This window comes from Isoptericola sp. BMS4 (assembly GCF_011634835.1).
Classification (GTDB): domain Bacteria; phylum Actinomycetota; class Actinomycetes; order Actinomycetales; family Cellulomonadaceae; genus Isoptericola.
Genome location: NZ_SIRP01000001.1, coordinates 527653 through 548121, shown reverse-complemented (window position 1 = coordinate 548121; position 20469 = coordinate 527653). Strand labels below are relative to the sequence as shown.

Genomic DNA, 20469 nt, shown 5'->3' with positions numbered 1-20469 from the left:
GGCACCGGACAGGGTGGACGCCGTCGGGCAGGCGTCCGGGAGGGACAGGATGCGGGGACACCGCGGGACCGTGGCGGTCGGGGCACCGGGGATGGCCACCGGGCCGGGACCGCTCGTGACGGTCGGGGCTGCGCCGCCGGCGTCGGCGGTCAGCGAGGGGTCAGCGACACAGCGCGCTGGCGACGCGACGGAAGTCGACGACGAGGCGCGCGGTGAGGAGGTGCCTCACGGGGACGCTGACGCTCACGGGTGCTCCATGCGGGGATCGGGATCGATCGAGAAGTTCGATGGTGAGTATCGAACCCACGAATACGGGACCCTAACAGGCGCGCGACGCCCGGCCCAGGGTGTGTGAGGGGACTCATAGGCGTCGTACGGTCGGCGGGTGAACGCCGCACCGCTGTCCCACGACCCGCTCTGGCCCCGCGCGGGAGCCTGGCCCCCGCCGTCCGACGTCGCCGCCGAGGCCCGGCTCGCGCTGCTCGGCGTCCCGACGTGGCGCACCTCGTTGTCGCCGACGGGGGCGCACGCCACCCCCGCCGCCGTGCGCGAGGCCCTGCGCCGCTTCAGCCCCGCCCTCGTCGCGGGGCCCGTCGGCGCGCCGGTCGACCTGGAAGAGCTCGCCGTCGTCGACCACGGCGACGTGGAGGAGCCGGACGGCGACGACGGCGAGGCGCGGACGCGGGCGGCCGTGGCGTCCGCGCTGACGCGAGCGCACGCCCTGGTGGCGCTCGGCGGGGACAACTCGGTCACGGTGCCGACGGCGCTGGGCGCGTGGGGCGACGACCTCGCGACGGCCGGGCTGGTCACGTTCGACGCCCACTACGACCTGCGCGACGGCGTCTCCAACGGGTCGCCGGTGCGGCGGCTGATCGAGGCAGGGCTGGACCCGGCGCGGATCGTGCAGCTCGGCATCGCGGACTTCGCCAACTCGGCCGCCTACGCCCGGCGGGCGCGCGACCTGGGGATCACCGTGGTCACCGTGGACGACCTGCGCCAGCACCTGTACCGCAGCGGCCCGGGCGGGCTGGACGCCGTCGTGCGCTCGGCGCTCGGGATCGCCGGGGCCGGCGGGGGGCCGGTGCACGTGGACGTCGACGTGGACGTCTGCGACCGCTCCGTCGCCCCGGGGTGCCCCGCGAGCGTCCCGGGCGGGCTCGCGGCGTGGGAGCTGCGGGCCCTGGTCCGCGCCACGGCGTCGGACCCGCGCGTGCGGTCCGTCGACGTCGCCGAGGTGGACGCGACCGCGGACGCCCCCGACGGGCGCACGGTGCGCCTGGCCGCGCTGTGCGTGCTGGAGGTGCTGGCCGGCCTCGCCGCGCGGCGTGAGGACGTCTCGGCCGGCTGAGGCGGGCGGGGCCCCCGGCCCGGCCGCGGGACGTGGCGCTACGTCGGCGACCCGTCGTCCTCGTCCATCTGGACGGTGACCCGCGGAGGTGCGGGGCGCAGGACCCCGGCGAGCGCCAGAGCACCGCGCCATCCGAGCATCGTCGCGGCGAGGAAGCCGAAGGACACGATCTGGAACGTCGGGAAGACGCCTCGGTCGACGAGGACACGGAGCGCGACCCCGACGGCCCACGTGCAGCCCCACACCACGACGCCCGTGGGCCAGAGGCGCCACGGGCGCCGCCAGGCTCGTGCCGCGAGCCAACCGACCGCCGCGGCGACGACGAACGGCCAGGTCACGTGCGGCAGCCATACGCCGCCGGGCGCGACCGTGACGACGCCGAGCAGTCCGAGACCCAGCACGCAGACGACGTCGGCGGCCGCGGCGAGCACGACCAGCCCTGCGTACGCCCGAGCGCTGATCCGCCGGCCGGCCGACGGCCCGGACCCGCGGAAGCCGTGGTCGCCACCCGGCGCGGAGAGCATCCTTCGACGGTAACCCCGCGCCACGGCAGCCACCGGCACGTCGCGCGCTCGAGCTGCCGGCCGGCACCGGGAGGAGCCTTTCGGACATGTCTCGACAGGAAAGTGATCAGGATCTCAACCAGATGCATCCGGGAACGGCCGTCCGGCGGAAGCAGGGGTGTCAGTACGAGACACCCGGGCCACCGGGGTCCACGACCTGGAGGACACGATGGAACGCACCGCACGACGCAACGTCGCTCTCGTGGGAGCAACCTCTCTCGCGGCGCTGGGGCTGGCCGTCGTCGGCCTGGCCGCGCCGGCGGCCGCCGACACCGACGACGGCGCCGTCCTGTCGGTCATGCACGGGGTACCCGACACCCCGGTCGACGTCTGGGTGGACGACGAGGTCACCGTCGACGACTTCCAGCCCGGCGACATGGCCGGCCCGCTGGACCTGCCGGCCGGGACCTACTCCGTCGCCGTCACCGCACCGGACGCCGAGGACACCAGCGACCCCGTGATCGGGCCGATCGACCTCGAGCTCGAGGGCGGCGGGAACTACACGGCGGTGGCACACCTGGACGCCGACGGGCAGCCGACCGCCACGCTCTTCACCAACGACACGTCCGCGACCGCAGCGGGCGAAGGGCGCCTGACCGTACGGCACGTGGCCGCGGCACCGGCCGTCGACGTGCTCGCCGGTGGCGAGGCCGTCATCAGCGGGCTCGAGAACCCCGACGAGGACGTTCTCGACCTCCCCGCGGGCACGGTCTCGGCATCGGTCGCCGCCGCGGGCACCACCGAGCCCGTGCTGGGCCCGGCCGACATCGAGGTCGCCGACGGGGTCAGCACGATCGCGTACGCGTGGGGCAGCCTCGACGACGACACGCTGGCCCTGGCCACCCAGACGATCGACGGGCTCCACTCCTCGCCGGACGGCGTCCCTGCCGGGGTGTCGGGACTCGCAGCCGGCCCCGAGGCCCGGAACAGCGACTTCGCGCCGATCGCGCTGGTCGTGGGCGGCACGCTCGTGGGGGCCCTCATCCTGGCGTCGGCGGTCGGGCTCGTCAGCGCGATGCGCAGGCACGCACGCGAGAGCGCTCAGCAGCCTGTGGCGCAGGACCAGCACCGTCGATGACGTCACGGTCCCGCAGCACCACGTCGCGGGCGGCCGGCTCAGTCCCCGCCCGCGGCGTGGCCGTCGTCCTCGCCCTCCTGCTCACCGGCTGCGCGGGCGTGTCCGGGGCGCCCGGCCCCGACGCCAGGCCGGACGTCGTTCCCCACGCCAGGCCCGACACGGGGCCCGACACCGGCACGTCCGGGAGAAGGCCCGTCGACAGGCCCGACGTGCCGGTGCGTCCGGCCCAGGACTCCCCCGCGCCGGCGCCGCCCGCACCCGAGCGGGTCGAGGTCCCCGCCCTGCGCATCGACGTCCCCGTGCTGGCGGCCGGTGTGGACGACCAGGGCCGCATGGCGCTCCCCGAGTCCGCGGACGAGGCGGCCTGGTACCGGTTCGGCCCGGCTCCCGGCAGCCCCGGCGGCGCCACCGTGATCGCCGCCCACGTCGACGACGAGGACAGCGTCGGTCCGTTCGCCCGGCTCTCCGGTGCGGAGCCGGGCATCCCGGTGCACGTCCGCACCGAGGACGGCACGACGCACCACTACACGGTGACCTCGGTGCGGTCGACCCTCAAGCCGGACGTCTCGTGGAGCGGTCTGTTCGGCCGGACCGGTGACGCCCGTCTCGTCCTGGTGACCTGCGGCGGCGAATGGGACCCCGTCGCCCGCTCGTACTCGGACAACATCGTGGTGACGGCGGCTCCGCAGCGATGACGGCCCCGACGTCTCGCGCCGTACCCCCGGTGGTCCCGCTCCGGGCGCGCCTCCTACAATCGACCATGCCCGTCAGCGGTGGCACCGTGCACCGCCCGAGCCCGAGGAAGCGCCCTGAACGCCGACGACGACGCGCCCGACGACGCCGACCTTGCCGTGCGACAGCTCGGACGACGCTTCGCCCGGGGCGACGAGTCCGCTCTCTCGGAGGCCTACAGCACCTGGTCCGCGCTGGTCCACACGATGGCGCTCCGCTCCCTCGGCTCCCGCACCGACGCCGAGGATGTGACCCAGCAGGTGTTCGTCGCCGCCTGGCGGGGCCGGGCCGGGTTCGACCCCGAGCGGGCGCGCCTGCCGGCCTGGCTCGTCGGCATCACGCGCCACACGGTCGCCGACGCGCACCAGGCCCGCTCCCGCGTCCACCGGTCGGAGGACGCCGCCCGTCTCGTGTCAGCACCCGCACCCGGACCGGAGTCCGCCGTGGATCGTGTCGCGGACAGGATCCTCATCGAGGACGAGCTCCGGCGGCTCGGCGACCCGGGTCGGACGATCCTGCACCTGGCGTTCTTCCGTGACCTCACCCATGCGCAGATCGCGCACCAGCTCGACCTACCGCTCGGTACCGTCAAGAGCCACGTACGACGGAGCCTGATCCGGCTCCGCGACCGATTGGAGGTGGACGGTGCCACATATCGATGACGAGACGCTCGCTCTCCACGCCCTCGGCGAGGACGTGCTCGAACCCGAGCAGCGCGTCCACCTCGAGGGCTGCCCCGCGTGCGCGCGCACCGCCCAGGAGCTCGCCTCGGTCGTGACCGTGGCCCGGTCCCGGGAAGCGGACCCCGAGCTGGTGCCACCGGCGCCGGAGGTCTGGGAGCGGGTGCGCGCCGAGGTCGCGCCCACCGACGTGCCCGCGACCGCCGGGCGACGGGCACCGGGCGACGAGGTGTCGGTGCGGCGGGCGCGGCGCGCCTGGCAGCCGGTGGCCGCCGCCGCGTGCATCGCGCTGGTCCTCGGGGTCGTCGGCGGCATGCTCTGGGAGAGGCGGGCTCCCGAGCCGGGCGGGACGACGGTCGCGACCGCCGCACTGGACCCGTTGCCGGACTGGCAGGGGTCGTCCGGCGAGGCCGTCGTGACGGAGGCGGCGGACGGGCAGCGCCAGATCGTGGTCTCTCTCGACGCTCCCGTGCCCGACGGCACCTACCGCGAGGTGTGGCTGCTCACCCCCGACGTGAGCGGGCTCGTCAGCCTCGGCGTCCTCGAGGGCGACGAGGGAAGCTTCGACGTGCCGGAGGGCCTCGACCTCGGCGCCTACCCCGTCGTCGACGTCTCCGAGGAGCCGCTCGACGGCGATCCCGCGCACTCCGGCGACTCGGTCGTGCGCGGCTCGCTCACCGCCTGATCCCGGCCCCACGAGCCGCGCCGCGAGGCCTCGCCTCACACCGCCGGGCTCCGCCCGGCCCTCCACACGTGGTGCACCAGCGGCACACCGGGGCGGTACGCGAGGTGGACGCGCGAGGGCGCGTCGAGGACGACGACGTCGGCGCGCGCGCCGGGCGCCAGGAACCCGACGTCGTCCCGTCGCAGCGCCGCCGCCCCGCCCGCCGTCGCCGCCCAGAGGGCCTCGGCGACGGTCATCCGCATCTCGCGGACGGCGAGCGCCACCATGAGCGGCATCGAGCTCGTGTAGCTCGACCCGGGGTTGCAGTCGCTCGCGAGCGCGACGACGGCGCCGGCGTCGAGCAGCCGCCGCGCGTCGGGGTACGGGTGGCGGGTGGAGAACTCGACGCCGGGCAGCAGGGTGGCGACGGTACCCGGCCCGCCGTCGGCCCACGACCCCGCGAGCGCCGCGACGTCGTCGTCGGACAGGTAGGTGCAGTGGTCGACGGCGGCCGCGCCGAGGTCGACGGCGAGCCGCACGCCCTCCCCCGGTCCGAGCTGGTTCGCGTGCGCCCGCACGCCGAGCCCCGCCGCCGCACCCGCCTCCAGGATCCGCCGCGCCTGCTCCGGGCTGAACGCGCCGGTCTCGCAGAAGACGTCGACCCAGCGGGCGTGCGGGGCGCACGCGGCGAGCATGTCGCCGCACACGAGGTCGACGTAGTCGTCGGCCCCGTGGGTGTGCGCCGTGCCGGGGCCGTCGGCGAACTCCGCGGGCACGACGTGCGCGCCGAGGAACGTCACCTCGTCGGTGACCTCCCGCGCGAGCCGCACGGACCGCGCCTCGTCGGCGACGGTGAGCCCGTACCCGCTCTTGACCTCGAGCGTCGTCGTGCCCTGGGCGCGCGCCTCCCGGACGTGCCGCCGCAACGTCGCGCGCAGGTCGTCGTCCGACGCCTCCCGGGTGTCCGCGACGGTGGTGCGGATGCCGCCCGCGGCGTACGGGCGGCCCGCCATCCGGGCCTCGAACTCGGCCGACCGGTCGCCGGCGAAGACGAGGTGGCTGTGGGAGTCGACGAACCCGGGCACGACGGCGCGCCCCTCGACGTCGACGACCCGGTCGGGCGCCCGGCCGAGGACCCGCTCGACGGCGCCCGCGCAGTCGGCCGACGGGCCGGCCCAGGCGACGCCGTCGCCGTCGAGCAGCAGCGCGGCGTCGCGGACGACGCCGGTGGGGTCGTCGACCGGGTCGACACCGGCGGCCTCGGGCGCGTTCGTCGTGAGCTCACCGATCCCGAGGATCAGGGTCGCGCCGTGCTCGCGGTGCTCGACCTCCGGCATGTCACGCCTCCCGTGGCTCGGTCTCCAGCATGGGCACGCGCAGCCCGCCACGCGCGGCGGCGGCCGCCGCGTCGTCGTACCCGGCGTCCACGTGCCGCAGGACGCCGAGCCCCGGGTCGTTGGACAGCACGCGCGCGAGCTTCTGGGCCGCGAGGTCGGTACCGTCCGCGACGGACACCTGCCCGGCGTGGATCGAGCGGCCCATGCCGACGCCGCCGCCGTGGTGCAGCGACACCCACGTGGCGCCCGACGACGCGGCGGTCAGCGCGTTGAGCAACGGCCAGTCGGCGATGGCGTCGGAGCCGTCCGCCATGCCCTCCGTCTCCCGGTACGGCGAGGCGACCGACCCGGAGTCGAGGTGGTCCCGCCCGATGACGACCGGCGCGCTGACCTCGCCGCTCGCGACGAGGTCGTTGAACGCCAGCCCGGCACGGTCGCGCTCGCCGTGCCCGAGCCAGCAGATGCGCGCGGGCAGTCCCTGGAACGCGACGCGCTCCTGGGCGGCGCGGATCCAGCGGTGCAGGTGGTCGTCGTCACCGAAGAGGTCGAGGACGGCCCTGTCGGTGGCGGCGATGTCGCGCGGGTCGCCGGACAGCGCGGCCCAGCGGAACGGCCCCTTGCCCTGCGCGAACAGCGGCCGGATGTAGGCCGGCACGAAGCCGGGGAAGTCGAAGGCGCGGTCGAAGCCGCCGCGGCGGGCCTCGTCGCGGATGGAGTTGCCGTAGTCGAACACCTCGGCGCCCGCGTCACCGAAGCCGACCATGCCCTCCACGTGCCGCGCCATCGACTCCCGCGCCCGGTCCGTGAACTCCTCGGGCTTGGCTGCGGCGTAGTCGTGCCACTCGTCGACCGAGACGCCGAGCGGCAGGTACGACAGCGGGTCGTGGGCCGACGTCTGGTCGGTGACGACGTCGACCTCCACGCCGCGCCGCAGCAGCTCGGGGACCATGAACGCGCTGTTGCCGGCGACGCCCACCGACAGCGCGCGCCGCTCGGCCTTCGCCGCCTCGACCCGCCGCACGGCGTCGTCCAGGTCCGTCGCGACCTCGTCGAGGTAGCGCTCGCGCACCCGCCGCTCCAGGCGGGACCGGTCGACGTCGACCACCAGGCAGACGCCGCCGTTGAGCGTGACCGCGAGCGGCTGCGCGCCGCCCATGCCGCCGCAGCCGCCGGTGAGCGTCAGCGTCCCGGCGAGCGTGCCCCCGAACCTCTTCGCCGCGACCGCGGCGAGCGTCTCGTACGTGCCCTGCAGGATCCCCTGCGCGCCGATGTAGATCCACGACCCGGCCGTCATCTGCCCGTACATCGTCAGGCCCTGGGCCTCCAGGCGCCGGAACTCCGGCCACGTCGCCCAGTCGCCGACCAGGTTGCTGTTGGCGATCAGCACGCGCGGCGCCCACTCGTGCGTGCGCAGCACGCCGACCGGCTTGCCGGACTGCACCAGGAGGGTCTCGTCCTCGGCCAGCGTCGTGAGGGTGCGCACGATGGCGTGGTAGCTCGGCCAGTCGCGGGCGGCCCGGCCGGTACCGCCGTAGACGACCAGGTCGTCCGGGCGCTCCGCGACCTCCGGGTCGAGGTTGTTCATGAGCATCCGCAGCGGGGCCTCCGTCTGCCAGCTGCGGGCGGTGAGCGTCGTGCCGCGCGGGGCACGGACCGGCACCGGGGTGCCGAGGTCGTGAGTCATCGTCGTCTCCTTCGGGTACGGGGGTTCAGCGGAGCGGGCCGACGGCGGCGCTCGCGGCGGCGGCGACCTCGCCGTCGGCCACGAGGCGGGTGACGGCGTCGATCTCGGGGGCGAGGAACCGGTCCGGGCCGGGGCCGTCGACCACCGAGCGGATCAGGGCGTGCGCCGCCCCGGTCCCGGCTGCGGCCCCCTCGGTCCGCGACTTGTCAGGCTGAGCGCGGTGCATAGCTCGCGCAGGGTCTGACAAGTCGTCGAGGCGGAGGTCGAGGGCGCGGGCGGCGGTCATGAGCTCGATGGCGAGCACGCGGCCGAGTCCGTCGACGGCGCGGCGCAGCTTGCGCGCGCCGGCCCAGCCCATGGACACGTGGTCCTCCTGCATCGCGGACGACGGGATGGAGTCGACGCTCGCGGGCGCGGCGAGCCGCTTGAGCTCACTCACGATGCCGGCCGCGGTGTACTGGGCGATCATCAGCCCGGAGTCGACGCCCGGGTCGTCGGCGAGGAACGGCGGCAGCCCGTCGTTCCGGGCGGCGTCGAGGAAGCGGTCCGTGCGCCGCTCGGACATGGACGCGACGTCGGCCACGGCGATCGCCACGAAGTCCAGCACGTACGCGACGGGCGCGCCGTGGAAGTTGCCGTTCGACTCCACCCGCCCGTCCACGGTGACGACAGGGTTGTCGATGGCGGCAGCGAGCTCCCGCCCCGCGACGGCGGCGGCGTGGTCCAGGGTGTCCCGCGCGGCGCCGTGCACCTGCGGGGCGCAGCGCAGCGAGTAGGCGTCCTGCACGCGGGTGCACTCGGGGCGGCCGTCGTCGTCGTACGTCCGGTGGCTCGCGACCACCGGCGACCCGGCGAGCAGCGCGCGCAGGTTCGCGCCCGACGCCGCCTGCCCCGGGTGCGGACGCATCGCCACCAGGTCCTCCGCGAACGGCGCGTCCGAGCCGAGCAGCGCCTCGACGCTGGCGGCCGCCGCGACGTCCGCCGTCGTGAGCAGGCCGCGCAGGTCGTGGATCGCGAGGCACAGCATGCCGAGCATGCCGTCGGTGCCGTTGATGAGGGCCAGCCCCTCCTTCTCGCGCAGCTCGAGGGGCGCGATCCCGCAGGCCGCGAGCGCCTCGCCGGCGTCGCGGAGCTCGCCGTCGGCATCGTGCACCGATCCCTCCCCGAGCGCCGCGAGGGCGACGTGCGCGAGCGGTGCGAGGTCGCCGGAGCAGCCGAGCGACCCGTACTCGTGCACCACGGGCGTGAGCCCGGCGTTCAGCATCGCGGCGTACGTCTCGGCGACGACGGGGCGTGCGCCGGTGCGGCCGGTGGCGAGGGTCGCGAGGCGCAGCAGCTGCAGCGCGCGCACCACCTCCCGCTCGACCTCGGGGCCGCTGCCCGCGGCGTGCGAGCGCACCAGGCCGAGCTGGAGCTGGGCCCGCTTGTCGGCGGGGATGTGGCGGCGGGCGAGCGCGCCGAAGCCGGTGGAGACGCCGTAGTGCGGGCGGACGTCGCCGGCCAGGTCCTCGACGACGGCGCGGCTCGCGGCCATGGCGGCCAGGGCGCGGTCGGTGAGGCGCACGGTGGCGTCGTGGCGGGCGACGGCGACGACGTCGTCGACGGTCAGGGGGTCTCCGGTGACCTCGACGACGCGCCCCGCCGCGGGACGGCCGGCCGTCGGGGTGGGGCCGGGCGTGCGGTGCAGGGTGTCGGTCATACCGCCAGGACACACCACCCCGACCGGGCTGGACACCGCCGCCGGACGGGTTCAGTCTGGGATCCCAGACGCCGGTCGCCCGTGAGAGAGCGGGGCTGCACGCGCCCCGCTCCCTCCCGGTACGGCCGTGTCGGAACAACGGAGGTGGAGGCCGATGGGTGACGTCCCGGCGGCGCGGAGCGCGCTGCGGGTGCTGGCGTACCTGGCGGCCCAGGCCGGGCCGTCCCCGGCCGCGGCGGTCGCGCAGCACCTCGGCCTGCCGCGCTCCACGGTCTACCACCTGCTGTCCGTGCTGATGGACGAGGGGTACGTGACGCACCTGCCGGAGGAGCACCGGTACGGGCTGGGGACGGCGTCGCTCGCCCTCGGGTCGGCGTACGCGCGGCAGGCGCCGCTGGCCCGGCTGGCGCGCCCCGTCGTCGCGCGGCTGGTCGAGACGACCGGGGAGAACGCGCACCTGGCGGTGCTCAACGGCCGGGAGGTGCTGTACCTCGTGGAGCAGCGGGCGCCGCGCCGGCCCACGCTGGTGTCGGACGTCGACGTGCGGCTGCCCAGCCACCTCACCGCCAGCGGGCGCGCCGTCCTGGCCCGGCTGCCCGCCGCGCAGGTGCGGGCGCTGTTCCCGTCGTCGTCGGTCCTGGCGGACCGCACCGGCGTCGGGCCCCGCACGCTGCGCGACCTGCGCGAGGTGCTGCGAGAGACCCGGCGCCGCGGCCACGCCGTCGAGGACGGCGAGATCACCCCCGGCATCGCGTCGGTCGCGCACGCCGCCGTCGACCACACCGGCTACCCCGTCGCGGGCGTGGCGCTGACGTTCCTCTCCGAGGACGTCGACGACGCGCGCCGCGACGACCTGGCCGCAGCGGCCGGTCGCGCCGCGACGGAGATCGGCCGGCGCCTCGGCGCGCGCGCCTGACCGTCGTCGAGCGTCCCGGTTCGGACCTCATCCGGCCGCGATGAGGTCCGGATCGTGACGGTCGATGATCAGTCCAGCCACTCCTCGGCCGCGGCAACGAGCATCGCCACGCCGAGGTCGAGCGTCGGCTCGGGCACCGGCGCGAAGTAGGGCGAGTGGTTGGGGGCGACACCCTCGGGCAGGTTCCCCATGCCGGTGGCCGACGCGAGGTCGAAGCCGTCGAACAGCGCGGTGTCGAACCCGCCGAGGTTCCAGTAGACGAGCGGCGCGCCGGCGGCGGTCGCGAGGTCGCCGACGTCCTCCGACCCGGGCAGGGGCGGCAGTGTCACGACGACCGGCGTGCCACCGGCGGCCTCGACGATGCTCCGCCGCGCCTCGAGCGCGGCGCCGAGGGCCTCACGGGTGCGGGCGGTGGCGTCGCCGTCGTCGTTGACGGTGAGGTTGAACGTGGCGATCTCCTCGTACTCCGGGGGCCGGGGCGCGCCGGACGCGGCGGCCTCGGCGTCGACGATCCGGTGGATCGCCGTCAGCACGCGCTCGCGCACGGGAGCGGTGAACGTGCGGACGTTGACCTGCAGCTCGGCGCGGTCGGGGATGATGTTCGCCTGGGTGCCCGCCCGGACGGAGCCCACCGTGACGACGGCCTTCTCCCCCGCCCCGACCTCCCGCGACACGATGCCCTGCAGCCGCATCACGGTGGCGGCGGCCATGACGACGGGGTCGATGGTCGCCTCCGGGCTGGAGCCGTGCCCGCCCGTGCCGTGCAGCGTGATCCGCAGCGAGTCGGTCGCGGCCATCGCCGGCCCGGGCGTGAGGTTGACGACGCCCACGGGCAGCGGCATGACGTGCTGGCCGAGGACGACGTCGGGTACCGGGACCCGGTCGTACAGGCCGTCGGCGACCATGCCACGGGCCCCGCCGCCGACCTCTTCCGCGGGCTGGAACAGCACGACCAGCGTGCCCGCCCACTCGTCGCGCCGGTCGGCGAGCTCGGCGGCGGCGCCGAGCAGGCAGGTGACGTGCACGTCGTGCCCGCAGGCGTGCATGGTGCCGGACTCGTGCCCGTCGGGCGTCGTCGCCGTGTCCGTCGACGCGTACGGCAGGCCCGTGCGCTCGGTGACGGGCAGCCCGTCCATGTCGGCGCGCAGCAGGACGCACGGCCCTTCCCCGTGGGTGAGCACGCCGACGACGCCGGTGCCGCCGATCCCCTCGTGCACGTCGTAGCCCCAGCCGCGCAACCGGTCCACGACGATGCCGGCGGTGCGGTGCTCGGCGAACGCCAGCTCCGGGTGGGCGTGCAGGTCGGTGTAGATCGCGGTCAGCTGGCCGGTGGTCAGGGCCCGGGCGGTCGGGGTGCTCATGCGGTCATCCTGCCCGGGCGCAGCGCCCGGCGACATCCGGTACGGTGCACCGGCTGTGTTCAAGATCTCCACGTCGTTGCCGGGGAACGTTCAGGTTGACGGGGCAGAATCATGGTCATGACGTCAGCGACGACGATTTCGACGAGGGGCAGGACGACACGTCTGGCCGCGGTGAGCCTGCTCGCCGTGGCGATGATGCTCGGCGCCTGTTCCGCTCCCCCCGCGGAGGTCGAGCAGTACATCGCCGACGCGCAGAACCAGGCCAGGGCCATCGAGGGTGATCTGCAACGCCTGGAGAACCAGGTCGCCAGCGTCCCCGACGGGCTGCAGGCCGCGGTGACGTCCGCCGTCGCCTCCGCGCAGGCCGCGACCGACGAGGCACGGGGTGCCCTGGTGCGGGCGTCCGACTCCCGGGACGGCGCGGTCGAGTCGTTGAACGACGCGCAGGTCGCGCTCGAGGCCGCGTCCGCCGAGGTCCGGTTCGTCACCGCGCAGGCACGCGAGGACGGGATCGACGAGGTCGCGGACCTGCTGTCGCGGCTGCAGGAGCAGATCGACGCGCTGCGCGGCGAGACGGAGAGCGCCGCCGCCTGAGGGGGAGGTGCAGCGCAGCCGCAGACTCAGGCGGGTCGACAGCCCTGCTCTTGAGGCGCAGGTGCAGCTCAGGGCCGACGGCCCCTCACCGGGTGGTGGGGGGCCGTCGGGCTGCCGGGCCGGTGATACCGGTCCGAGAGGCGGCTCAGTACTGCAGACCGACCGCGGCGAGAAGCAGCGTGGTGCGCGCGTACTGGCTCACGTGCGGACCCTGCTGCGTCTCGAGCGCGCTGGTGAAGCCGCTCAGGTCCTCGCCGCGGAGCGCGCCGAGCAGACGGGCCCGGCCCTGCGCGTCGACGTCGCCGGACCGCACGAACGTGTCCACGAGCTTGGTCAGCGTCGCGCGCACGTCGCCGTCGTCGGCGAGGTAGCCCAGCCCGTTCGCCTCGGCGGCCGAGCCGGCGACCGGCTTCAGGAGGTCGACGTCGGGCAGACCGCCGTCCGCCCGGCGCGGCGCGGTCAGCTGCTCCGTGTCGAGGCTGACGAAGTCGTCGTCGGCCAGCGGGAGACCGCCGTCGACGGTCCACGAGTTGCCGGTCTCGTCCTCGGCGGGGGTGTCGTCGTTCGACGTCAGGGGCCCGGAGTACGCGAGGTTGCCGTGCAGCACCTCCCGGAAGCCGGCGACGTTCTCGGGGCTGGTGGGGCTGACGCGCTCGAGCATGTTGAAGTTCGCGCCGTAGCCGGGGTCGGACGCCGTGTTGTTGATCCAGGAGGCGGCCTGCCCGGGCTGGTGGTTGGCGTAGAAGTTGTTGCCGCCGTTGTCCACGGACAGGCTGTTGACCACGGTGTGCACCGGGATCGGGTCCGGCAGGCCGGTGGTCCGGTACGCGTAGCCGCCGACCTTGAAGCCGTTCTTGTCGCCGACGCCGTCCTGGTTGCCGTGGTGGCCGAACGACCAGTCGTTGATGTGGGCCACGCGGCCGGACGAGCTGATGCTGTCGAAGCCGTCGTCGCTGTTGTTCCAGGCGCGGTCGTTGATGAACCAGACGTCGTTCGCGTGCCCGCCGAAGCCGTCGGAGTTGCCGGCCGCCCGGGCGGTCGGGGCGACGTTGTCGTAGGAGTCGCTGTTCAGCACGACCCCGGTGCCGTCGATCGTGTAGTAGAACCCGGTGGCCTCGTTGCCGTAGGCCTTCATGTCGACGAAGTTGGCGCCGCCGGCGATGCGGAACGCCTCGGACTGCTTCTGGTCGCCGACCTTGACGCCCGTCACGTCGAACCCGACGAAATTGACGTCCGTGACCTCCGTGTCGATGTAGAACGCGGCCACACGCTGGTCGGTGGGCACGGAGCTGAAGTCGAAGACGGGGCGCGGGTCCCCGGGGTAGGCGGCATAGGTGATGCCGCTCTTGGATATGTCGTTGACGTAGTGGTAGACGTCCTCGAACGGGTTGTCGGTCTCAGGGACCTCGAAGCTGTCGTAGACGCCGCCGCGCAGGTAGACGACGTCGCCCGCGGACGCCGCCTCCTGCGCCCTCATCAGCGTCCTGAACGGTGCCGCCATGGTGCCCGGGCCGTCGTCGCTGCCGTCGGGCGCGACGACGTAGGTGTGCGCGCCCGGCGCCGGCGCCGGGTGCAGCGCGTCCAGGACGGACAGCGCGGAGCCGGACGTCGCGGGGCCGTGCGGCGTCGCGTCCGGGGCCGCATGGGCGGCGATCGCGGGAAGCAGGAGTGCTGCGGCGCAGGCGCCGGCGAGAGCAGTGCGTGGGGTGGTCTTCACAGGGCGTTCTCCTTTGAACTGGGCATGTCGACAGGGCGTCGCGCGGTCCCTCTTCCTCCTCGTCGTCGAGGTGGCCGTTCGCTCGCCGGGCAGCCTGGCCCGGAGCGCGAATGGATCGATTCAACCAGTCAGGTAAGCGCTTTCGCAAGGCCCTGGCCGGGTTGGCGGACTCCCCGACGTCCCGGGGGTGGTCACGGGGTGACCTGGGGTGACGCACAGGGCCGGGCCGCCCGGCCCGGTGCGGGCCAGGGCAGGTCAGGGCAGATCGAACGGCAGGTCGAACCCGTCCAGGACGCGGCGACAGGAGCACCCGTCGTCGTCCGGCAGCCCGGCGACGACGTCGCGCAGCACGCCGCTCAGGGAGACGACGTTGCGGGCGAACGCCTCCAGGACGGCCGCGTGGGTGACGGACTCGCCGCCCTCCACCCCGGCGTCCGCGTCGGTCACCAGCGCGAGCGTGGTGTAGCAGAGCGCGAGCTCGCGGGCGATCGCCGCCTCCGGCATCCCCGTCATCCCGACGACGCTGCCGCCCTGCTCCGCGTTGCGGACGGACTCGGCGCGGGTGGAGAACCGCGGCCCCTGGATGACGACCATGGTGCCGCCGTCGACGGCGGGCAACGGGCCGGAGCGTGCGGCGTCGACGGCGACGGCACGACCCCGCGGACAGTACGGGTCGGCGAACGGCACGTGCACCACCGCGCCGACGTCGTCGTAGACGGTGTGCTCGCGCCCCCAGGTGCGGTCGACCACCTGGTCCGGCACGACGACGGTGCCCGTCGCCAGCTCGGGCCGCAGGCCGCCGACGGCGGACGCCGAGATCACCTGCCGCACGCCGAGCGCGCGCAGCGCCCACAGGTTCGCTCGGTACGGGACGCGGTGCGGCGGGTACCGGTGGTCGGCGCCGTGCCGGGGCAGGAACACGACCGGCCGGCCGCCGAACGTGCCGCGACTGGGCACCTCGGACGGCTCGCCGAACGGCGTGGCCACTCCGGCGGGCTCGGGGTCGTCGAGCAGGCGGTACAGGCCGGAGCCGCCGAGGATGCCCACGGGGGCGGTGCTGGAGTCGGTCACGTCCGCCACGGTAGACCGCGGCGGGGCGGCGGCGACGGGCCGCGCGGCCACCGGGCCGCGACGTCAGCAGATCGTCACATCCTCCGGGCCGTCCGGAGCCGCCCGGACCGCGCGCCTCGGGGATGCTGGACGCATGCGCATCCTCGTCACGGGCGGGGCGGGCTTCATCGGCACCGCCACGGTCCGCACCCTCACCGCCGCCGGGCACGACGTCGTCGTCCTCGACTCGCTGCGCGCCGACGTGCACGGCGACCGGGCCGCCCCCGACCTGCCCGCCGGCGTCCCGCTGGTCCGCGCGGACGTGCGCGACGCCGCGGCCGTGCGCGACGCGCTCGCGGACGCGGACGCCGTCGTGCACCTCGCGGCCAAGGTGGGCCTCGGGGTGGGGATCGACGACATCGACGACTACGTCGCCTCGAACGACCTCGGCACCGCCGTCCTGCTGCGAGCCGCGGCGGAGCAGGCCCCGCACGTCGTGTACGCGAGCTCCATGGTGGTCTACGGCGAGGGCGCGTACCGGTGCGCCGAGCACGGCGGCGTCCACCCGCCGCCGCGGGCGGAGGCCGACCTCGCCGCCGGGGTGTTCGACCCGCGCTGCCCCGCGTGCGGGCGCGTGCTGGTGCCGGGCCTGGTGGCGGAGGACGCGCCCCTCGACCCCCGCAACGTGTACGCAGCGACCAAGGCGCACGGCGAGCGGCTGCTGGCCGCCTGGACCCGCGCCACCGGGGCGAGCGCGACCGCGCTGCGCTTCCACAACGTGTACGGGCCGGGGATGCCGCGCGACACCCCGTACGCGGGCGTCGCGTCGATCTTCCGCTCGGAGGCGGAGCACGGGCGGGCGCCGCGCGTCTTCGAGGACGGCGGCCAGCGGCGCGACCTCGTGCACGTCGACGACGTCGCGGCGGCGGTCCGGGCCGCCGTCGAGCGGCCGCAGGGCGCCGGCCGGGTGGAGGCGTTCAACGTCGGTTCGGGGACGGTGAGCACGATCGGCGAGGTCGCGCGCCGGGTCGCGGAGCTCCTCGGGGCCCCGGAGCCCGTGGTGACGGGCGAGTGGCGCGCCGGCGACGTACGGCACGTGACGGCGTCGAGCGAGCGCGCCGGCCGGGTGCTCGGGTGGCGCGCCGCGGTGGGGCTCGACGACGGTCTCGCCGAGCTGGTGGGCGGGACGGACAGGGTGGGACGAACCGGGACGTAAGCCGACCGTAAGGCCACGACCAGCCCGTTTCGAAGGCCTGCGGGGCGCCCGGCTCATACGCTCCAAGAGTGACCAGCACCCCGGGCGCCACTGCCGCCGGCGACGCCCCGGCGCAGGACGCCGCGCCGACCGTCGACGTCGTCCTGCCGTGCCTCGACGAGGCCGAGGGGCTCGCCTGGCTCCTGCCCCGGCTGCCCGCCGGGATGCGGGCGGTCGTCGTCGACAACGGGTCCACCGACGGGTCCGCGCGGGTGGCGCGCGAGCACGGGGCCCGGGTCGTGACGGCCGCGCGCCGGGGATTCGGGGCGGCGTGCCACGCGGGCCTGGAGGCGGCGACGGCGGACGTCGTCGCGTTCTGCGACGCGGACGCCAGCCTCGACCCGGCCGACCTGCCCCGCGTCGTCACCCCGGTGCTGTCCGGCGACGCCGACCTCGTCCTCGGGCGCCGCGTGCCCGGGCGGGGCGCGTGGCCGTGGCACCTGCGGCTCGCGAACCAGGAGCTCGCCCGCCGGGCGCGCCGCCGCACCGGGGTGGCCGTGCACGACCTGGGGCCGATGCGCGCCGCCCGGCGGGAGGCGCTGCTCGCCCTGGACCTGCGGGACCGTCGGTCGGGCTACCCGCTGGAGATGCTCGTCGCCGCGGCGGACGCCGGATGGCGGGTCGCCGAGGTCGACGTGCCGTACCGGGCGCGGCTCGGCCGGTCCAAGGTGACCGGCACCCCGCTCGGCGCGTGGCGCGCCGTGCGCGACATGTCCCGGGTGCTGGCGGCATGAGGCCCGTCGAACCGCCGCGCACGGTCGTGGTGCTGGCCAAGGAGCCGGTGCCGGGCCGGGTCAAGACGCGCCTCGCGCCCCGGGTCGGGCCGGAGGGCGCGGCCGACGCCGCCGCGGCGGCGCTGGCCGACACCCTGGACGCGGTCGCGGCGCTGCCGGTCCACCGCGTGCTGGTCCTCGACGGCGCCCCGGGGCCGTGGGTGCCGCCGGGCTTCGACGTCCTGCCGCAGACCGGCGGCGGGCTGGACCGGCGGCTGGCAGGCGCGTTCGACGACGTGCTGCGGCGCCACCCGGGGCCGGTGCTCCTGGTCGGGATGGACACCCCACAGCTCGCGCCCACGCTGGCGGCCGTGGACCTGCACGGCCACGACGCCGTGCTGGGGATGGCCGAGGACGGCGGGTTCTGGGCCGTCGGCCTGCGCTCGGGCGACCGCGCCCTCCTCGACGGCCTGTTCGTCGGGGTGCCGATGTCCGAGCCGACGACGGGCGCGGCCCAGCTGGCGCGGCTGCGCGCGCACGGGCTCGACGTCGGGCTGCTGCCCACGCTGCGCGACGTCGACGGGCCCGACGACGCGCGGGCCGTCGCCGCGCAGGCGCCGGCGTCCCGGTTCGCCCGCCGGTGGCGGGAGCTCGACGCCGCGACGGCGACCGGTGCGGGGAGCGCCTCGTGACGACGACGCCCGTGGACGCGCTGAGCCCGCTCGTCCTCTACGAGGCGGCGCTGGAGGGCCACCCGGTGGTCGCGGTGGACGGCGTCGGGGACCGGCCGCTCGACGCCGCCCGGTGGGCGGGCGCCGCCACCCCGTCGGACGACGTGCTGCTGGACCGCTGCGTGGGCCCCGTCCTCGACGTCGGCTGCGGCCCGGGCCGGCTGGCCGCCGAGCTCGCGCGACGCGGCGTGCCCTGCCTGGGGATCGACGTCTCGCGAGACGCCGTGCGCCGGGCGCGCGACCGCGGCGCGGTGGTGCTGCGGCGGGCCGTCGAGGGGGCCCTGCCCGGCGAGGGGCGGTGGCGGACGGTGCTGCTCGCCGACGGCAACATCGGCATCGGCGGCGACCCCGTGGCCCTGCTGGCCCGCTGCCGCGAGCTGCTGCGGCCGGGCGGGCGCGTCCTCGTCGAGACCGACCCCGACCCGGACGCGGACGACACCTCCCCGGTGGTGCTGCGGGCCGCGGACGGCCGGCTCAGCCGCCCCCTCCCCTGGGCCCGGACCGGCGCCCGGCGGCTGCCGGCCCTGGCTGCGGCGGCCGGGCTCAGCGCGGTGGAGGAGTGGACCCTGGGCGGCCGGACGGTGGTGGCGCTGCGCCGCGCCGACGCCGCCTGACACCCACCACGACGCCCAGCAGCACCCCGGCGCCGATCACGAGCACCGCCGTCGTGATCGCCACCGCCGGGTCCTGCGGCACGACGGACCAGTGCCGGCGGTCCGCGGCGCCCGCGACCTGCGCGACGGCGAGCACCGCGAGCGCCCCCGCGGCGAGGAGACCGCCACGCAGCGGCGCGCGCCAGGCGGGGGGCACGCGGGGCAGCAGCAGCGCGCCGAGGCACACGGCGACGGGCGCGAGCAGGGCGTCGTGGACGACAACGCCGCCCGCGAGCCACGTGAGCGCGGACAGCCACTGCCCCTGCGGGACGGTGGACCAGGCGGTCCAGCCACCGAAGGCCACGAGCCCGGCGCCGGCGACGACGAGCACCGCACGCGCCCGGCGCACCGCGGGCGACGGCGCCTGCGGCACGGCCCGGCTCATGCCGCACCGCCCTGTGGCGCCGCCGGCTCGACGGTCAGGCGGGAGACCCACTTGGTCTGCAGCACCCCGGGACGGTTCGGCGCCACGACCCGCGCCGGGAACCCGTGGTCGAGGTCGAGGTCCTCGCCGCCGAGCCGCAGGGCGAGCAGCGTGTCGTCCGCGGCCACGTAGGCGGCGGGCAGGAGCGACTCGCGGTACGACCCGCCCGGCTGCAGGCTCTCGACCCGGACGTCCTCGGCGTCGGTGCCGCCGACGAGGCGGGCCAGGTCGCGCACGCGCACGCCGTCCCACGTGGCGGTGGCGCTCCAGCCCTCGACGCAGGCGATGGGGACGACGGCGGTCGCCAGGCCCATCGCGAGCAGGTCGGGGCGGGAGAGCGACCGCGTGCCGTCGGGCCCGCGCAGCTCGAGCCGCCAGGCGGGGTCGGCCGCCGTCTCCGCCACCCCGGCGTCGCGCGCCGTCTTGTTGACCGGCAGCCCCTGCGGGCCGACGCGCGGGTCGCGGGGGGCGAGGACGGCGAGCGGCGCCAGGGGCCGCGCCGTCTGGCCGACCGTGAGGGCCACGACGCCGAGGGTGGCGGCCGCGACGGCGGCGAGGAACCCGCGCCGCGTCGTGGCGCCGTCGTCGGCGCGGTCGTCACCGCCGTCAGGCTCCGGAGCCGCGGTCTCGCCGGTGGTCCGGCCCCACCCGTCGTCGGCGCGCATCTGCGCGAGCGGCGCGCGGAGCGCCGCGAGGATCGTGGGCAGCTTCACGCCGACGTGCACCACGACCGACCCGGCGACGACCCACGCCGCGGCGTAGTGCACGGCGACGAAGCTGAACCGCCACGGGTACACCTGGAACACGTTGAGGACGCCGGTGACGATCTGGAACGTGGTGGCGGCGACGAGCACCGCGACGGAGCCACGCTCGACGGCGTGCCGCCAGCCCCGCAGCGCCGGCCGCTCGAAGAGCCGCGGGTAGGCGGCGTACAGCTTGGCCAGCAGCAGCGGGACGCACGCGAAGCCGACGGCGACGTGCACGCCCTGCGTCACCCGGTACGCCCACGCGGGCGACGGGCCGAACGCCCACCAGGAGACCGGGTCCTGGTGCAGGTGGGACACGAGACCCGTCGCGAAGAGGATCAGCACGGCGGTGCCGAGGAGCGCGCCCACGCGGGCGACCACCCGCGGGTCGTGCACGGCCGAGCGGAAGTCGTCGGTCCGCGGCACGGGCAGGTGCGGCCGGCCCCGGTGCGGGCCGGGCGCCTCGCGTGCCTCGGACGACGTCATGTCTCGACTCTAGGGACGGGGTGCGTCCCGGGGGCGGC

The 20469-nt window shown here is 76.0% G+C and carries 20 protein-coding genes; 11 read left to right on the top strand and 9 right to left on the bottom strand.

The window, feature by feature from the left end; all coding sequences use genetic code 11:
* The first annotated feature begins 385 nt into the window (after positions 1-385).
* Entirely contained in the window at positions 386-1348 is a 963-nt protein-coding gene (locus EYB28_RS02390) for an arginase family protein (RefSeq protein ID WP_166844523.1), read from the top strand.
* 38 nt (positions 1349-1386) lie between these two features.
* Here EYB28_RS02390 and EYB28_RS02385 read toward each other — a convergent pair whose 3' ends face one another.
* Positions 1387-1872 carry a DUF3054 domain-containing protein gene (locus EYB28_RS02385; protein WP_166844521.1) on the bottom strand — a complete coding sequence of 162 codons (486 nt, stop codon included), beginning with the start codon at positions 1870-1872 and terminating at the stop codon, positions 1387-1389.
* 208 nt (positions 1873-2080) lie between these two features.
* Here EYB28_RS02385 and EYB28_RS02380 point away from each other — a divergent pair, with 208 nt between their 5' ends.
* The 4 genes from EYB28_RS02380 to EYB28_RS02365 all read left to right on the top strand — a co-directional run bounded on the left by EYB28_RS02380 (position 2081) and on the right by EYB28_RS02365 (position 5086).
* Positions 2081-2989 (top strand): DUF4397 domain-containing protein, encoded by a 909-nt coding sequence (locus EYB28_RS02380; RefSeq protein ID WP_166844519.1) that lies wholly within the window; start codon positions 2081-2083, stop codon positions 2987-2989.
* Positions 2986-3684 carry a class F sortase gene (locus tag EYB28_RS02375; protein ID WP_166844517.1) on the top strand — a complete coding sequence of 233 codons (699 nt, stop codon included), beginning with the start codon at positions 2986-2988 and terminating at the stop codon, positions 3682-3684. Before EYB28_RS02380 ends, EYB28_RS02375 begins: the two co-directional genes overlap by 4 nt.
* 78 nt (positions 3685-3762) lie before the next feature.
* Entirely contained in the window at positions 3763-4383 is a 621-nt protein-coding gene (locus EYB28_RS02370) for an RNA polymerase sigma factor (RefSeq protein WP_240930356.1), read from the top strand.
* Complete coding sequence (locus EYB28_RS02365; protein ID WP_166844515.1) at positions 4367-5086, top strand: anti-sigma factor; 720 nt, start codon at positions 4367-4369, stop codon at positions 5084-5086. The genes EYB28_RS02370 and EYB28_RS02365 overlap by 17 nt, the downstream gene beginning before the upstream one ends.
* A gap of 35 nt (positions 5087-5121) precedes the next feature.
* Here EYB28_RS02365 and hutI read toward each other — a convergent pair whose 3' ends face one another.
* From hutI to hutH, 3 genes are read right to left on the bottom strand one after another with little or no spacing between them, the layout of a single operon-like run.
* Entirely contained in the window at positions 5122-6402 is a 1281-nt protein-coding gene (gene hutI / locus EYB28_RS02360; protein ID WP_166844513.1) for an imidazolonepropionase, read from the bottom strand.
* Position 6403: 1 nt separating this feature from the next.
* The gene (gene hutU / locus EYB28_RS02355) at positions 6404-8086 is read right to left on the bottom strand and encodes a urocanate hydratase (RefSeq protein WP_166844511.1); all 1683 of its coding nucleotides are present in this window, start codon (positions 8084-8086) and stop codon (positions 6404-6406) included.
* 25 nt (positions 8087-8111) lie between these two features.
* Positions 8112-9785: a histidine ammonia-lyase gene (hutH, locus tag EYB28_RS02350; RefSeq protein ID WP_166844509.1), complete on the bottom strand. Its 1674-nt coding sequence runs from the start codon at positions 9783-9785 to the stop codon at positions 8112-8114.
* A 154-nt stretch (positions 9786-9939) separates the two neighbouring features.
* Between hutH and EYB28_RS02345 the strand changes: the two genes are divergently transcribed.
* On the top strand, positions 9940-10701 hold the full coding sequence (locus tag EYB28_RS02345) for an IclR family transcriptional regulator (RefSeq protein WP_166844507.1): 762 nt from the start codon (positions 9940-9942) through the stop codon (positions 10699-10701).
* A 68-nt stretch (positions 10702-10769) separates the two neighbouring features.
* Here EYB28_RS02345 and EYB28_RS02340 read toward each other — a convergent pair whose 3' ends face one another.
* Complete coding sequence (locus tag EYB28_RS02340; RefSeq protein ID WP_166844505.1) at positions 10770-12062, bottom strand: amidohydrolase; 1293 nt, start codon at positions 12060-12062, stop codon at positions 10770-10772.
* Positions 12063-12179: 117 nt separating this feature from the next.
* On the opposite strand from EYB28_RS02340, the gene EYB28_RS02335 reads away from it, so the two are divergent.
* Entirely contained in the window at positions 12180-12656 is a 477-nt protein-coding gene (locus EYB28_RS02335) for a hypothetical protein (RefSeq protein WP_166844503.1), read from the top strand.
* Positions 12657-12801: 145 nt separating this feature from the next.
* On the opposite strand, the gene EYB28_RS02330 is transcribed toward EYB28_RS02335, so the two are convergent.
* Positions 12802-14373 carry a right-handed parallel beta-helix repeat-containing protein gene (locus tag EYB28_RS02330; RefSeq protein WP_205710819.1) on the bottom strand — a complete coding sequence of 524 codons (1572 nt, stop codon included), beginning with the start codon at positions 14371-14373 and terminating at the stop codon, positions 12802-12804.
* Positions 14374-14628: 255 nt separating this feature from the next.
* Positions 14629-15444: an S-methyl-5'-thioadenosine phosphorylase gene (locus tag EYB28_RS02325; RefSeq protein ID WP_166844501.1), complete on the bottom strand. Its 816-nt coding sequence runs from the start codon at positions 15442-15444 to the stop codon at positions 14629-14631.
* Positions 15445-15577: 133 nt separating this feature from the next.
* Here EYB28_RS02325 and EYB28_RS02320 point away from each other — a divergent pair, with 133 nt between their 5' ends.
* From EYB28_RS02320 to EYB28_RS02305, 4 genes are all read left to right on the top strand, one after another.
* On the top strand, positions 15578-16639 hold the full coding sequence (locus tag EYB28_RS02320) for an NAD(P)-dependent oxidoreductase (RefSeq protein WP_166844499.1): 1062 nt from the start codon (positions 15578-15580) through the stop codon (positions 16637-16639).
* A 68-nt stretch (positions 16640-16707) separates the two neighbouring features.
* Positions 16708-17412 carry a glycosyltransferase family 2 protein gene (locus EYB28_RS02315; RefSeq protein WP_166844497.1) on the top strand — a complete coding sequence of 235 codons (705 nt, stop codon included), beginning with the start codon at positions 16708-16710 and terminating at the stop codon, positions 17410-17412.
* Positions 17409-18083: a DUF2064 domain-containing protein gene (locus EYB28_RS02310; RefSeq protein ID WP_166844495.1), complete on the top strand. Its 675-nt coding sequence runs from the start codon at positions 17409-17411 to the stop codon at positions 18081-18083. Before EYB28_RS02315 ends, EYB28_RS02310 begins: the two co-directional genes overlap by 4 nt.
* On the top strand, positions 18080-18736 hold the full coding sequence (locus EYB28_RS02305; protein WP_240930355.1) for a bifunctional 2-polyprenyl-6-hydroxyphenol methylase/3-demethylubiquinol 3-O-methyltransferase UbiG: 657 nt from the start codon (positions 18080-18082) through the stop codon (positions 18734-18736). Before EYB28_RS02310 ends, EYB28_RS02305 begins: the two co-directional genes overlap by 4 nt.
* Here the strand turns inward: EYB28_RS02305 and EYB28_RS02300 are convergent.
* Both EYB28_RS02300 and EYB28_RS02295 read right to left on the bottom strand, forming a co-directional pair.
* The gene (locus EYB28_RS02300) at positions 18666-19160 is read right to left on the bottom strand and encodes a hypothetical protein (protein ID WP_166844491.1); all 495 of its coding nucleotides are present in this window, start codon (positions 19158-19160) and stop codon (positions 18666-18668) included. The two genes, EYB28_RS02305 and EYB28_RS02300, sit on opposite strands and share 71 nt — an antisense overlap.
* Positions 19157-20431 (bottom strand): molybdopterin-dependent oxidoreductase, encoded by a 1275-nt coding sequence (locus EYB28_RS02295; protein WP_166844489.1) that lies wholly within the window; start codon positions 20429-20431, stop codon positions 19157-19159. The genes EYB28_RS02300 and EYB28_RS02295 overlap by 4 nt, the downstream gene beginning before the upstream one ends.
* Positions 20432-20469: the final 38 nt, after the last annotated feature.